13 protein-coding genes and 1 pseudogene are annotated in these 14,172 nt (G+C 71.1%); 7 read left to right on the forward strand and 7 right to left on the reverse strand.

All coding sequences use genetic code 11. From position 1 onward, the window contains the following. Positions 1-2: 2 nt before the first annotated feature. From ACF1B9_RS04895 to ACF1B9_RS04905, 3 genes are all read right to left on the reverse strand, one after another. Positions 3-251 (reverse strand): hypothetical protein, encoded by a 249-nt coding sequence (locus ACF1B9_RS04895; protein WP_391739094.1) that lies wholly within the window; start codon positions 249-251, stop codon positions 3-5. Further along, positions 248-742: a sigma factor-like helix-turn-helix DNA-binding protein gene (locus ACF1B9_RS04900; protein WP_391739332.1), complete on the reverse strand. Its 495-nt coding sequence runs from the start codon at positions 740-742 to the stop codon at positions 248-250. The genes ACF1B9_RS04895 and ACF1B9_RS04900 overlap by 4 nt, the downstream gene beginning before the upstream one ends. A 163-nt stretch (positions 743-905) precedes the next feature. Continuing rightward, positions 906-1,436: a MarR family winged helix-turn-helix transcriptional regulator gene (locus tag ACF1B9_RS04905; protein ID WP_391739095.1), complete on the reverse strand. Its 531-nt coding sequence runs from the start codon at positions 1,434-1,436 to the stop codon at positions 906-908. Between the two features lie 156 nt (positions 1,437-1,592). On the opposite strand from ACF1B9_RS04905, the gene ilvA reads away from it, so the two are divergent. Continuing rightward, the gene (gene ilvA, locus ACF1B9_RS04910) at positions 1,593-2,822 is read left to right on the forward strand and encodes a threonine ammonia-lyase (RefSeq protein ID WP_391739097.1); all 1,230 of its coding nucleotides are present in this window, start codon (positions 1,593-1,595) and stop codon (positions 2,820-2,822) included. Between the two features lie 152 nt (positions 2,823-2,974). Here the strand turns inward: ilvA and greA are convergent, their stop codons facing one another. Together greA and ACF1B9_RS04920 are read right to left on the reverse strand one after the other, a co-directional pair. Then, positions 2,975-3,472: a transcription elongation factor GreA gene (gene greA / locus ACF1B9_RS04915; protein ID WP_351080379.1), complete on the reverse strand. Its 498-nt coding sequence runs from the start codon at positions 3,470-3,472 to the stop codon at positions 2,975-2,977. 254 nt (positions 3,473-3,726) lie between these two features. Further along, positions 3,727-4,143, reverse strand: coding sequence for a DUF4307 domain-containing protein (locus ACF1B9_RS04920; protein WP_376218627.1), 417 nt, complete (start codon positions 4,141-4,143; stop codon positions 3,727-3,729). A 149-nt stretch (positions 4,144-4,292) separates the two neighbouring features. Here ACF1B9_RS04920 and mca point away from each other — a divergent pair, with 149 nt between their 5' ends. Further along, positions 4,293-5,174: a mycothiol conjugate amidase Mca gene (gene mca, locus ACF1B9_RS04925; RefSeq protein ID WP_391739099.1), complete on the forward strand. Its 882-nt coding sequence runs from the start codon at positions 4,293-4,295 to the stop codon at positions 5,172-5,174. A gap of 1 nt (position 5,175) precedes the next feature. Next, complete coding sequence (locus ACF1B9_RS04930) at positions 5,176-5,409, forward strand: hypothetical protein (protein ID WP_351080374.1); 234 nt, start codon at positions 5,176-5,178, stop codon at positions 5,407-5,409. A 120-nt stretch (positions 5,410-5,529) separates the two neighbouring features. Here ACF1B9_RS04930 and ACF1B9_RS04935 read toward each other — a convergent pair whose 3' ends face one another. Further along, entirely contained in the window at positions 5,530-8,757 is a 3,228-nt protein-coding gene (locus ACF1B9_RS04935; RefSeq protein ID WP_391739101.1) for a tetratricopeptide repeat protein, read from the reverse strand. A gap of 125 nt (positions 8,758-8,882) precedes the next feature. Between ACF1B9_RS04935 and ACF1B9_RS04940 the strand changes: the two are divergent. After that, positions 8,883-8,969 (forward strand): annotated as a pseudogene (locus tag ACF1B9_RS04940) (DUF255 domain-containing protein); the annotation flags it as partial. Between the two features lie 65 nt (positions 8,970-9,034). Here ACF1B9_RS04940 and ACF1B9_RS04945 read toward each other — a convergent pair. Next, entirely contained in the window at positions 9,035-9,601 is a 567-nt protein-coding gene (locus ACF1B9_RS04945; protein WP_391739103.1) for a Uma2 family endonuclease, read from the reverse strand. Positions 9,602-10,103: 502 nt separating this feature from the next. Here ACF1B9_RS04945 and ACF1B9_RS04950 point away from each other — a divergent pair. Genes ACF1B9_RS04950 through ACF1B9_RS04960 form a run of 3 tightly spaced genes read left to right on the forward strand, consistent with a single transcriptional unit; the run spans position 10,104 to position 14,074 of the window. Then, positions 10,104-11,699 carry an MFS transporter gene (locus ACF1B9_RS04950; RefSeq protein ID WP_391739105.1) on the forward strand — a complete coding sequence of 532 codons (1,596 nt, stop codon included), beginning with the start codon at positions 10,104-10,106 and terminating at the stop codon, positions 11,697-11,699. A 38-nt stretch (positions 11,700-11,737) separates the two neighbouring features. After that, positions 11,738-13,507, forward strand: a complete 1,770-nt coding sequence (locus ACF1B9_RS04955; protein ID WP_391739107.1) for a DEAD/DEAH box helicase — start codon at positions 11,738-11,740, stop codon at positions 13,505-13,507. Positions 13,508-13,510: 3 nt separating this feature from the next. Continuing rightward, positions 13,511-14,074: a hypothetical protein gene (locus ACF1B9_RS04960; RefSeq protein ID WP_391739108.1), complete on the forward strand. Its 564-nt coding sequence runs from the start codon at positions 13,511-13,513 to the stop codon at positions 14,072-14,074. Positions 14,075-14,172 lie beyond the last annotated feature (98 nt).

The raw sequence follows: 14,172 nt of genomic DNA on the forward strand, positions 1-14,172 counted from the left end.
CCTCACCAGCCGTCCAGCGGCGTCGTCTCGGCGGGCGGCACCTGCCACGGCTGCACCCGCACCGCCCACACCGTGAAGGCCACCACCGCGGCGAACGCGATCAGCAGCGCCAGCCTGCGGGCCAGGCGCCGTCGGCGCAGCACTCGGCCGCCGCGCTCGGCGGCCCGCCGTGCCAGGTCGGCGGGCACCTGTGGATGCGGGCCGTCCAGCATGCGCCGGACCTCGTCCTCCCGGTTGCCGCCCCGGCTCACGGCGACGCCTCCAGCGGGCGTTGCGGCCCCCACCGCGCCGTGGGCCGGCGGGTGCCGAGCATCGTGGCCACCGAACGGTTGCAGATCGCCCGGATCCGTTCCACCGGAAGCCCCAGCAGCGCCGCGGCCTGCTCCTCCGCGACCCCCTCGTACAGCCGCAGCACGAGAACGAGGCGCTCCTGCGGCGTCAGCCGGTCCAGTGGTCCGCCGCGCGGCCGGTGGTGCCGCCAGACCTCGTGGGCGAACCGCACGGCCAGCTCCCGCCGGGTGCGGTCGTAGGGGTCCTCGCCCCGCAGCCGCCCCCACTGCGCGTAGGTGCGGGCCAGTGCGGCCATGAGCATCCGCTGGGCCCGCGGGTTCGCGCCGGGCGGCAGCAGGGGCTCGGCGGTGAGCAGCGTGGCCGTGTGCAGCAGTCGGCCGGCCGCGCCCGCCACGAAGGCCTCGAACTCCTGGGCGCGGCGCCGCTCCCGGCCCGCCTGGCGCTCTCGCACAGTGCTCATCCGAGCCGTTGCGGGGGCTTGCGGTCAAGAGGCGTGCGTCCAGTGGCCCGTGCGGCCTCGGGTGTCGCGGTGTCCGGCGGGCGGGAACCAGGGCCTCTTGTCCGGATCGAGCCGGACCCCACTCGCTGATCCGGCCTGATCCGAACATAGGACTCTAACCGGCCGGGGGCGCCTGGTGCGTGGCCTGCCGGGCGGCCAGCGCGGCGTTGAACCGGGTGAGCAGCGCGCAGAACGTCTCGCGCTCCTCGGCCGTCCAGTCGTCCGTCACCTGTGTCATGAGCTCGCGCCGGGAGTCGCGGACCTCGTCCAGCCGGGCCTGGCCGCGCGGTGACAGCTGGAGCACGACGGCCCGTCCGTCCTCCGGGTGCGAGGTCCGCTTGACCAGGCCGGTGTCGACGAGGGGTGCGACCTGCCGGGTCACGGTCGAGGAATCGATCCCCATGCCCGCGGCCAGTGCCTTGACGCCCATCGGGCCCTCCCGGTCCAGCCGGTTGAGCAGCAGATAGGCGGCCCGGTCCATCGAATTGCGCACCTGGCCGACGCCGCCGAGGCGGGTCTGTTCGGCACGGCGGGCGAATACCGCGACCTGGTGCTGCAGCGCGTCGAGCACGTGGTCGGAATCCGTGGATGCGGGGGTGGCGCCCCCGGAAGGAGACGCAGCTGTCGTCATGTCCTGAGGGGGCATGGCCGGGGGCTCTCTTCGTGCGGTTTCGGATGGGTGGGGGACAGAGTACGCGGCCACGGGGCAACGCGTACCAGCGCTGCACAAACCTGTGGACAACGGCGCAGGACGGGACCGTACGAGGCGTTCGGCGCCCTGCCGAGCTGCAAGACTTACGGTATGAACTTCCGCGCGTCCGGCCACTTTCCTCCACTGATCCTCGACGACATCCTCGGGGCGCAGAAGATGCTTTCCGGTGTGGCCCGGGTGACCGCCATGGAAGGCAGCCGCCATCTCACGGAGCTCGTGGGCGCGCCGGTCCACCTCAAGTGCGAGAACCTGCAACGCACCGGTTCGTTCAAACTGCGTGGCGCGTACGTGCGGATCGCCGGTCTGTCACCGGTGGAGCGGGCGGCCGGGGTCGTCGCCGCGAGCGCCGGAAACCATGCGCAGGGGGTCGCGCTGGCCTCCGCGCTGCTCGGCGTGCGGTCGACGGTCTTCATGCCGGTCGGGGCACCGCTGCCGAAGGTGGCCGCCACCCGTCAGTACGGGGCGCAGGTCCGGCTGCACGGCCATGTCGTCGACGAGACGCTGGCCGCCGCCCAGGAGTACGCGCACGAGACCGGCGCGGTCTTCATCCATCCCTTCGACCACCCCGACATCATCGCCGGGCAGGGCACGGTCGGCCTGGAGATCCTCGAACAGTGTCCCGAGGTGCGCACCGTCGTCGTCGGGATCGGCGGCGGGGGTCTCGCCGCGGGGATCGCGGTGGCGGTCAAGGCGATCCGGCCGGACGTGCGGATCGTCGGCGTGCAGGCGGCTGGTGCGGCCTGCTATCCGCCGTCGCTCGCCGCGGGACACCCGGTGTCGATCGGCCCTCTGCAGACGATGGCGGACGGCATCAAGGTGGGGCGTCCGGGCGATGTGCCGTTCGAGCTGGTCCGGGAGCTGGTCGACGAGGTCCGTACGGTCTCCGAGGACGAGTTGTCGAGTGCGCTGCTGCTCTGTCTGGAGCGGGCGAAGCTGGTGGTGGAACCGGCCGGCGCGAGCCCGGTGGCGGCGCTGCTGAGCGACCCGAAGTCATTCCGCGGGCCGGTGGTCGCGCTCCTGTCGGGCGGCAATGTGGATCCGTTGCTGATGCAGCGCATCCTGACCCACGGCATGGTCGCGGCCGGCCGCTATCTGAGCCTGCGGCTGCGGTTGACCGACCGTCCGGGCTCGCTGGCCACCCTGCTGGGCGTGCTCTCGGTGGTCGACGCCAATGTGCTCGACATCGGCCATGTGCGGACCGATCCCCGGCTCGGGCTCACCGAGGTGGAGGTGGAGCTGCAGCTGGAGACGAAGGGGCCGGAGCACTGCGAGGAGGTCTCGGCGGCGCTGCGGGACGCGGGTTATCTCGTGATGAGCTGAGCTCGTCCACCGCGTCGGGGCGAAGGCGCTGCCCGGCCGTCGCGTGTGTGCGCTACATATGTGTGTGTGGGATTCCGCACACGCGGGGGAGCCCCCGGCCCGTCGAATTCGCCGTCGGGCCGGGGGCTCCCCCGCGTCAGTGGGGTGCGGGATCAGCCCGTGTAGGGCTTCGCCGCCAGGATCTTCACGGTGGCGGTCTTGCCGTTCGGCAGCTCGTACTCGGCGTTCTCGCCCATCTTCTTGCCGTTCACGCCGGTGCCGAGCGGCGACTGCGGGGAGAACGTCTCGATGTTCGAGCTCGCGTACTCGCGGGAGGCGAGCAGGAAGGTCATCGTGTCGTCCGGGTCGTCGTCGAAGGCGATCGTCACAACCATGCCGGGCTCGACCACGCCGTCGTCGGCAGGCGCCTCGCCGACCTTCGCGTGCTCCAGGAGCTGGGTGAGCTGGCGCACCCGCAACTCCATCTTGCCCTGCTCCTCCTTGGCCGCGTGGTACCCGCCATTCTCCCGGAGGTCACCCTCCTCACGGGCCGCCGCGATCTTTACGGAGATTTCCGTGCGCGCGGGACCAGACAGGTACTCCAGCTCGGCCTTGAGCTGGTTGTACGCCTCCTGCGTGAGCCAGGTGACGTTTTCGCTGGTCTGGGTCACAGGGTGCTCCTCGTCGGTACTGGGAATACAAAGCATCGCCCTACCCGTAAGCATGTGCCCCTACGGGTGGGCGAAACCACGAGCCTAACAATTCCCCAGGAAAAGGGGGAGAAGGTTAACCGCCGGTACTGCGTTTGCGCAGGTCAGCGGCATCAACAGCGATTCGGTTGCGGCGTGCGGCGTGCGGCGTGCGGCGTGCGGCGTGCGGCGGTCAGTGCGCCGCCCCGCCGCCGTCAGTGCGCGGCCCGCCGCCGTCAGTGCGCGGCCCCGCCGTCGTCGGTGCAGCCCAGCAGCTCGACGTTGGTCGCCCTGGATGTCGTACGCAGCGACAGGACGCGGTCGATACGATCCGTGGGGTCGTCGAAGCGGAAGTCCTTGCGGGCCACTTCGCTGCCGTCCTCGTGCTGCGAACGGAGGGTGCAGTAGCCCTTGGTGTCCTTGCCCTTGCGCACCTCCAGGTGCACATCGACCCGCTGGTCCGAGACGACCTTGAACTTGATCACCTCGGCGCTGAGACCCTGGCCGCCGACGTAGTCGTAACCGATCCAGCCGATCACGCCGAGGAGAGCGACGCCCAGCACCGAGCCGATGATCTTGAGCTTGCGGTCCGCGCGCTGATCGGCGGAGCGGCCGTAGCGGTTCTCCGGAAGCGCTTCTCGCACCGCGGTCATGATCGTTCCTTCCGTACCGGGATCGAGGAATTTTCCGCCCCCCGGTTCGGTCACTATAGAAGCCTGCCTCCCGCCTATCGACCGCCACCCCAACCGGCGTCCCTTCGCGACGCACCACTCAATGGCGACCAATCACTGAGGATCGAGTCTTGACTGAGCAGCTGCGACTGATGGCCGTTCACGCCCACCCCGACGACGAGTCGAGCAAGGGCGCGGCCACGATGGCCAAGTATGTGTCCGAGGGGGTGGACGTGCTGGTCGTGACCTGCACGGGCGGCGAGCGCGGCTCCATCCTCAACCCCAAGCTCCAGGGCGACGCGTACATCGAGGAGAACATCCACGAGGTGCGCAAGAAGGAGATGGACGAGGCCCGGGAGATCCTGGGCGTCGGCCAGGAGTGGCTCGGCTTCGTCGACTCGGGTCTGCCCGAGGGCGACCCGCTGCCGCCGCTGCCGGAGGGCTGCTTCGCGCTGGAGGACGAGGAGAAGGCCGCCGGCCGTCTCGTCCGCAGCATCCGCGCGTTCCGGCCGCAGGTCGTCACGACGTACGACGAGAACGGCGGGTACCCGCACCCCGACCACATCATGACCCACAAGATCACGATGATCGCGTTCGACGGTGCGGCGGACACCGAGACCTTCCCCGAGTCGGAGTTCGGCCCGGCCTGGCAGCCGCAGAAGCTCTACTACAACCAGGGCTTCAACCGGCCGCGCACGGTGGCGCTCCACGAGGCACTGCTCGCGCGTGGCCTGGAGTCCCCGTACGGCGAGTGGCTGAAGCGCTGGAAGGAGTTCGAGCGCGACGAGCGCACGCTGACCACGCACGTTCCGTGTGCGGATTTCTTCGAGATCCGCGACAAGGCGCTGATCGCGCACGCGACGCAGATCGACCCCGACGGCGGCTGGTTCCGCGTTCCGATGGAGATCCAGAAGGAGGTCTGGCCGACCGAGGAGTACGAGCTGGCGAAGTCTCTCGTCGATACCTCCCTCCCCGAGAGCGACCTCTTCGCGGGCATCCGCGACAATGCCTGATATGTACGCGACCCAGGCACTGACCCATCTCGTCCCTCTCGCCAAGGAGGTCGACGACAACAAGGTGACTCCCGGCGTTCTCGGCTTCATCGTCTTCGCGGCGCTCGCCGGTGGCGTGTGGCTGCTGATGAAGTCCATGAACCGGCACATGGGCAAGGTCGACTTCGTGGAGGCCCCGGATCCGGAGGCGGTGCCCGACGCCGCCGTGGGAGCGGGTTCCGCGAAGCGGAAGTAGGTGACCGGTGCCCGCGGGGCCCGGTGGCCGCCCTTCCTCGGGGCGGTCGCCGGGCCCCCGGGGGCGCCTGGTTCCCGAACGATCACCGCAGGGGCTGAGAACGAGGCGTCCGGTGTGCCGTCACGCCCTCGGCGGGACCGCCACACCCATGACCTCCCGGGCATGGCGCGTCGGCGTCATGCCCAGGCGCCACGCCTGCCAGCCGTCCTCCAGGTCCACGCCGCGGTTCAGCACCACGGTGAACGCCTCCGCGCAGTCCTCCAGCTTCCCGTCCCGCGTCGGGTGACCGGCCCGGAGCAGGTCGGCCAGTTCCTGCTGGGCCACCACCGTGCCCACCTCGCTGCCCCCCGGTGACGCGTAGGGCAGCAGCGTGCAGCGCAGGAAGCGGGCCCAGTCCGCGCCCCGCGTGTCGCCGTAGGAGTCGAACAGCTCCGCCGCCTCGCCGCACAGCTCCAGCGCCTGCGGGGCGCGGTTGTTGCCCGCGTCGATCAGGGCCAGCTCCAGACAGGTCCAGGCCTCGCCGTGGGCGACCCCGATGCGCCGGAAGTCCGCGCGGGCGTCCATCAGGAGCTGGCGGGCGAAGCCGGAGTTGCGCAGATTCCCGGTCTGGGCGGCGCGCTGGTCGCGGGTGACCCGGCCCGAGTGGTGCCGGGCGCACGCCAGCCCGTACACATCCCGCATCCGGGAGAACATGGTGCGCGCCCGCTCCAGCTGCCGCACCGCCTGGTCGGTGTCGCCGTTCTCCTCCAGGGCCTGGCCCAGGTAGTACAGCGTCCACGCCTCGCCGCGCGCGTCCTCGTTGTCGCGGTGGCGGGCCAGGGCCAGGTGGAGCTCCTCGGCCGCCGTGGCCGGGTCGCCGTCGAGCAGCCGGGCTCGGGCCAGCTGGGTCAGCGCCCAGGCCTCGCCGCGCTCGTCACGGGTGCGGCTGTACAGATCCAGGGCCGTGCGCAGGGCGTCCTTCGCCCGGTCCACGTCGCCCATCCGCAGCAGGGTCTGGCCCAGCTGGAACTGCGTCCAGGCCTCGCCGTGCAGCGACTCGCCCTCCCGGTGCAGGACCAGCGCGGAGTCCAGGAGGGTCAGCGCCTGGGCCAGATGGGCCCGGTCACGTTCGACGGCGGCCAGGGCATGCAGCGACCAGGCCCGGTCCTCGGCCTGTTCGTCGGAGGACTGGAGCTCGATCGCCTCCCGCAGCCGGGCCGCCGCCTCGGTCAGATTGCCCTGGTGGTGCAGGGTGATGCCGAGCGAGCAGAGCGCCAGCGCCGTGCCCGCCTCGTTCTGCGCCTCGCGGTACAGCCCGACCACCGACGACAGCGTGGTGCGCGCCTTGTCCAGCTCGCCGAGCTGACGGGCCGCGATGCCGGTGCGCCACTGCACGGACCGCTCCAGCAGCCCCTTGTCCACGGCCTGCGTCAGCTCGCTGATCTCGCCCAGCCGGTAGAGGTCGCCGCGCAGCAGGCAGTAGTCGCAGAGCGCGCCCAGCAGATCCAGTACGGCCGCCTGGTCGACGCCCTCCGCGTGCCGCAGCGCCGAGGTGATGAAGCTCGACTCGTCGTCCAGCCAGCGCAGCGCCGAGTCCAGCGAACCGAACCCGTGCGAGCCGAACTGTCCGGCCCGGGTCGACATCTTGCCGTCCACCATGCGGATCACCGCACCGGCCAGGTCCGCGTAGTTCCGGATCAGCCGCTCCTGGGCCGCCGTCCGGTCCGCCGCCGCCTCCTCGTCCCGCAGCCGGGCCAGGGCGAAGCCCCGTACGAGATCGTGCAGCCGGTAGCGCGAGCCCCGTACATGGTCCAGGAGACCGGCTCCGGCCAGGTCCGTCAGCAGCCGCTCGGCCTCCTGCTCGTCGGTCGAGAGCAGCGCGGCCGCCGCCGCGGCGCCGAGGCTCGCCCGCCCGGCCAGCGCGAGCCGGCGCAGCAGCCGCCGCGCCTGTTCGGACTGGTCGGTGTAGCGCAGCCACAGCGCGCGCTCGACCGGCGCGACCGGCCCGTACGCGGCGAGATCGGCGGCGAGAGCGCTGCGGGTGCGCTGCCCGAGCGAGGAGCCCGCTGTGCGCAGCGCCAGCGGCAGCCCGCCGCACAGTTCGGCGACGGCGTCCGTCGACCGGGAGTCGTACGGGCCCGCCTCCTCCGCCTCGGCCGCCTCGCGCAGCAGCTCCTCCGCGCCCGCCGCGTCCAGCGCGCCGACCGGCAGCTGATGGACCCGGGCCGGGATGTCGGCGGGCAGCTCCAGGGGTTCGCGCGAGGTGACGAGGACGAGGCTGTCGGAACGCTCGGGGACCAGGGTGCGGACCTGGGCCGCGTCGCCGGCATCGTCGAGGACGATCGTCACCGGGGTGCCGGTCAGGTGCTGGTGGTACAGCTCGCTCAGCCGCCGCACCTGCTGTTCGGCGGAGGCCCTCTCACGGAACAGCAGCTGCTCGCGGGGCGCGCCCAGCCGGTTCAGCAGATGGAGCAGCGCGTCCCGGGTGGGCAGCGGCGCCTCCCCGGCCACGTCGCCGCGCAGGTCCACCACGCAGGCGCCCCGGAACTGGTCCTTCAGGCTGTGCGCCGCCCGTACCGCGAGCGTGGTGCGTCCGGCGCCGGGCGCACCGTGCAGGACCACGATCGTCGGTTTGGTCTCCGTCGACGCGCGGGCCTCGCGCACCCACTGCGCGATCTGCGCCAGCTCGGTCCGCCGCCCGGCGAACGGCCCCTGTGCTGCGGGCAGATGGCCGAACGACTGCTCCAGGAGCGCGCGCATGCGGGCCGCGGCGCTGCGGTCCCCGCCCCGCAGCTGCGGAGCGGTCCGCGACTGCGCGGGGACCTTCTTCGCCGGTGTGCGGGACGAGGGGTTGAGCATCCGCTGCTGGTCGAGGAACGGGCGGATGCCCCGCACCTCCAGCGCCGCCAGCCACTGCAGCCGCAACTGTTCGGCGCCACCGGGCTGCCCGAGCGCACCCGCCCGCCGATGGGCGGCGGGCCAGTGCGAGGCGGTGACCTTGGCTACCGTCGCCGTGGCCCCCGCGACCGCGACGACGGCGCCCGCGCCGAGGGCCGGCCCCGTCGCCGTACCGAACGCGACGTCCGCGCCGACGGCGGCGACCGCGGCAACTCCGGTGACCAGCAGAGGAGTTCCCAGGGCCGCCCGGCTGAACCGCCGTGACAACGGCTGCTGTCCGGCCTCCGCCGCGTCCAGCGCCCGTAGATACGCGGCGTACTCGTCGTCCGCGCCCGCCGCCAGGGAATCGAGCGCGGACCGTCCGCGCGACATCAGCGTTGCGGCGTCGGCCCGCCCGCCCGATCGCCGTACCTCTTCCTCAACGGCGCGTACCAACAGCCGTTCGGCTTCCGCCCGATGGCTGTCCCGCATGTGCGTCCCCCTCCGGATACGACGATTGCAACTGCCTCGGCCGGCAGCGCCGCCCAGTCTCCTGCGTACGGCGCGTCAGCGCGAGAGAGCGAGGCGATCCATCGGGCCTGAGAGTGGATGTGGGTATGCCGGATCGCCTGGATCGTGAGACTTCCCCGTACCTCCTTCAGCATGCCGATCATCCCGTCGACCGGTGGCCCTGGTCGCCCGAGTGAGTGACCGGTCTCCGTCGGCCTGTGCCGGCCGTTGATGACGCTGCCCGAGCGAATGTCGGTCGTCAGGTGGCTCCCAGGTCCACGGTGACGGAGAAGGGCACGGCAGCCTTGATCACGCCGGTGAACATCTCGCCGTCCCTGTAGGCCTTGGTGGCGGGGTCGAGAACGTAGGTGTAGATGATGGGGACACCGGTTGCGGCCTGTTCGATGCGCCAGTAGAAGGGGATGCCGGCCTTGGCGTACTGGTCCACCTTCACGATTCGGTCGGTGGTCTCCGAGCCGGGCGATACGACCTCGACGACCAGGAGTACGTGTTCGGGGCGGGTGGGCGTGAGGTCGATGGTCTCCGCCCGGTAGACGATGACGTCCGGGACGCGGTTGGTGAGCGGAACGTCCTGCAGGCGGACGTCGAAGTCCGTGTCGGCGTTCCAGTCCGGGCCTGCGGCGGCGTCCAGGGCATTGGCCAGGATCCGGGCCGGCCGGTTGTGCCGTTCGCAGGCGCTGGGGCTCACGACGACCATCCCGTCCACGATCTCAATGCCTGCACACTGTTCCTCGGACCAGGAGTCGTACTGCTCCGCGCTGATCTGCGTATGCATCCACGCGGGCGCCACCATCTCGGCGGTCATGGTGTACCTCCTTCGAGGAGCCTTGACAGTTCCAGCGCTGGTGGGCTCAGCGTACTGTCCCGTGATGCCGGGGCACCCGAGAAGAGCGCGCGCGAACGGCAGCCGCTCCGCCGCCCCCTGGACGAAGCGCAGCCGGGTCGACGCCGAGTGCCGGGGATGGGTGACGGGTTCCTGGTGCACGAAGTCAGCCCCTGCGCACCGGCACGGTGCCCGACCCGCGTCCCCCTCCTGCCGGGCCCTGGCAATTCACCGAGACCACCTCCTTTTCACGGCCATTCAATTGACAGGGCTCGCGGAAATATGCCCCGGACGGAAATTGACAAATGGGTGGCAGCATGACTCCGGGCGCAGTTGACACGGCCATTTCGATATGCCCGCGAGCGAAATTGACAATACTCGGACGGCATGCCCCACACCATTCATCGAATGGGGATTGAAAATATCGTGACCATTCTCTACGGTCCCCTCGTCAGGTCTCTGCCGATTTCTCCCGAGGGTATTCATGACGACATTCCCAACGCTGCCCAAATCCCGGCAGCAGTTGATCCTCGCCGTTCTCATGGTGTGCTTGCTGCTGATCTGGCTGGACAACACCGTCCTGAGCACCACCCTGGAGACCCTCGCGGACCCGGTCCGCGGACTGAACGCCGGCCCGTCCCAGCTCCAGTGGGCCACCGGCTCGTACACCCTGGCCTTCGCCACCCTGATGTTCACCGCGGGCGCGCTGGGTGACCGCTTCGGTCACCGGACCGTGCTCGTGATCGGACTGGTGGTCTTCGCCGGGTCCTCGGTGTGGGCGGCGTACGCGGGAGATGCGAACCAGCTGATCGCCGCCCGCGCCGCGATGGGCGTCGGCAGCGCGCTGATCATGCCCGCCAACCTGGCCATCCTGATGTGGACCTTCACCGGTCCGGCACGGACCACCGCGATCGCCGTTTCCTCGACGTCCGCCGGCGTCGGAATGGCCGTCGGCCCGGTGATGGCGGGGCTGCTCCTCGAGCATTTCTGGTGGGGCTCGGTCTTCCTGGTCAACGTCCCGCTCGTGGTGCTGGCGCTGGCCGGGATCATCATGCTGGTCCCGAATTTCCGCAGCCCCGTCCGGCGGCCGCTGGACCCGGCCGGAATGCTGCTGTCGATCAGCGGGCTCGCCGCCCTGGCCTACGGCCTGATCCGTGCGGGGCAGGTGGCCTCCTGGGGTCGTACGGACGCCTGGGCGCCGATGGTCCTCGGGGTCGCGCTGCTGGCCGCCTTCGTGCTCGTCGAACTGCGGACCAGGGTCCCCAGCTTCGATCCCCGCCTGCTCGCGCAGCGCGTGTTCGGTGGCGGCAACGCGGCGCTCGGTCTGCTTCTCTTCACGGTGGCCGCCATCACCTTCTACAACGCGTTCTACCTGCAGGGCTCCCGCGGCTACACACCGATCCAGGCGGGCCTGGCCGGCCTCCCGACCGCGGTCGGCGCGATCCTGGGGGCACCGCTCGGCGCACGCCTGGTCCGCCGCTGGCCGCTGCGCCCGGTCACCGTACCGGCCCTCGCCGTGGCAGCGCTGACCATGGGTGCGTACGGGTTCTTCGGGCTGCGGACCCCTCTCGTCCGGATCGAGCTCCTGCTGCTGGTGCAGGGCCTCACCATCGGCATGGTGATCGGTCCGGTGACGGCAGCGCTGATCAGCTCCCTGCCGCTGGACCGGGCCGGTGCAGGCTCGGCCGTCACCAACACCGTGCGGCAGACGGGCAGCGTGCTCGGGATCGCGGTCGGCGGCACGATCATGTCGATCGTGTACCGAGGCGCGATCGAACCCTCCCTGCGCGATCTGCACGGTCCGGCGAAGGACCAGGCGCGGGTCTCCGCCGAGCAGGCCCGGCATCTCGCCGCTGCGACCCACCAGCCCGCTCTCGTGCACGCCGCCAACGACGCGTTCATCCACGCGATGCACGTCGGCGCGGTCTGGATCATGGTCATCGGACTCCTCGGCGCAGCCGTGCTGGCGCTCTCCCTGCGTCCCGCCGAGGAGCCCGCGAAGTCCGCGGCGCCGGAGCCGGGGCCTGAGCACGATCCGGAAGGGAGCGAACCGGTGACCGGGACCCCCCGCGGCCACTGAACAACACGATGACAATCGAACAGGAATTCCCTGGTCCCGTGCTCGAGAATCAGGCCACCTACCTGCCCGACCGTCACATGTTCGCCCTGTGGACCTGGTCCGGCCGGGCCGTGGGGGCCGCTCCGCAGGTCGGTGCCGTCGAGACCGTCGCCCTGGTCGTCCCCACCACGGACCTCGGAGGCTTCGAGGTGTCCGACGTCGAGTGCGCGCTGATCGAACCGGACGGGCTCGTCGGCGCGTCCCTCGACTCGCCCGGCCGGTCGGTGGACGTCTGGCGGGAGTGGATCGCCGGAGGCGGGTCGGCCCTGCCGATCGCGGCGCATGCCGTGCCCGACTCGACCGGTGTCGCCGTGACCTCGTCGGAGCACGCCACGGCCGTCTTCCGTCATACCGAGACCGTGGCGACCGAACTGCGCACGGCGCTGACCGCCGAGCTGCGGCCGTACCAGGTCCGCGGCGTCGGCTGGCTGCGGGAGACCGTCGGCGCGCACGGCGGCGCGGTGCTCGCCGACGAGATGGGGCTCGGCAAGACCCTGCAGGCCATCGGCTACTTCGCCGGGCGGGCCGAGGAGGGCCCGCAGCTGGTGGTCTGCCCCACCTCGCTGGTCGGAAACTGGGCGCATGAGATCGCCCGCTTCGCACCCGGCCTGCGGACGGTCGGCTGGCGCGGCGGTCCGCTGCCGAAGCCGGAGAGCGGGACGGTGGTGATCACCGGCTACCCGACGTTGCGCCTGCACAGCCCGGTCCTGACGGAGCATCACTGGAGCACCGTGGTCTTCGACGAGGCGCAGGTGCTCAAGAACCCCCGCACCCAGATCTCGAAGGCCGCGCGGACCATCGCGGCCGACGTGCGGATCGCGCTGACCGGCACGCCCGTCGAGAACCGCCTGGAGGAACTCTGGGCGGTGCTCAACCTGGTCACGCCGCACCTGTTCGGGCACAAGGCGCAGTTCCGCCGCCGCTTCGCCCGGCCGATCGCGGACGGCTCGGTGGCGGCCGCCGCCCGCCTGCGCGGCGCGATCGAGCCGGTGGTGCTGATGCGTAAGAAGTCCCAGGTCGCGAGCTCGCTCCCGCCCAAGATCCACGCTGATCTGATCTGCGACCTCACCGAGGAGCAGCAGAAGGTGTACGACCGGCTGCTGGAGCGGGCGATCGACGACGGCTTCGGCAGCGGCGCGCAGCGCCAGGCCAGGGTGCTGGCGGCCCTGACCGGGCTCAAGCAGGTCTGCAACCACCCGGGTCTGATCACCGATGACCTCGATGAGCTGTCCGGCAGGTCGGGAAAGCTCGACCTCTGCACCGACATCGTGGCCAACAACCTCGAAGCCGGCTCTCCGACGCTGATCTTCACCCAGTACCGGCGGACCGCAGAGCTGCTGGTGCGCCACTTCGACGAGCAGTTCGGCATCAGCGCACCGTTCTTCCACGGCGGCCTGAACCAGAAGCAGCGGGGCGAGATCGTCAGCCGGTTCCAGGCCGACGACGGCCCGCAGGTGCTGGTGCTCAGCCTGAAGGCCGGCGGCACCGGGCTCACCCTCACCCGCGCGGCCGACGTCATCCACTTCGACCGGTGGTGGAACCCGGCGGTCGAGGCGCAGGCCTCCGACCGGGTTCACCGGATCGGTCAGACCCGCACGGTCACCGTCACCACGCTGACCACGGGGACCACCGTCGAGGAGCACATCGCGGCCATGCACTCGCGCAAATCCGCGCTCTCCGACATCGCCAACGTGTCCGGTGTCGCCGAACTGACCCGCCTGGACGACGACAGCCTCATTGCGATCCTGCGCCGGAAGCGAGACAGCTGATCCATGCCCGACAACGACTTCGGCTGCACGGTGTGGGGGAAGGACTGGGTCAGGCTCGCCGAGCCGTTGAGTCAGACCCGCCCCGATCCGCAGCTGCCCCGCGCCCGCAGGCTCGCCCGTGACGGGCGGGTGCAGGTCACGCTGGACGGCCGGACCGTGCACGCCGTCATCCAACACGGCCGCACCACCTCGGTGGCCAACCTGGAGGTCGCGCCGATGTCCCAGGAGACGGTGGCCGGGATCTCCCAGCGGCTGTCCGGGGCTCAGCCCGCCCTCACCGAGGAGCTGTACCGCGCGATCGTCGAGGCGGGCCACAGGCCCGCACCGAAACTCGTCGGCGTCGACTGCTCCTGCTCGGCGGACACCCCGCGCTGCGTCCATGTGCTGGCCGTCCACTACGAGATGGCCCGGTACATCGATGACGACCCTCGGGTCGCCCTCGATGTCCAGGGCTTCTTCCGCGCCTCCTCGGACACTGCCAGGGCGCCCACCGCGGTGACGGCCTCGCAGCGGTGGATCGCGCTCAACGCCCTCAACGCGGCCGACTACTTCACGGTGTCGACCTGAGGCCCGCGGGTGGGTGCGGATCACGCGATCCGCACCCACCCGCGCCGGCCGGTACGCCGCGCCTACCGGCCTGGGCGGTGATCTCCCGCTCGACGACG

This window comes from Streptomyces sp. NPDC014727, from assembly GCF_043083485.1.
GTDB lineage: Bacteria > Actinomycetota > Actinomycetes > Streptomycetales > Streptomycetaceae > Streptomyces.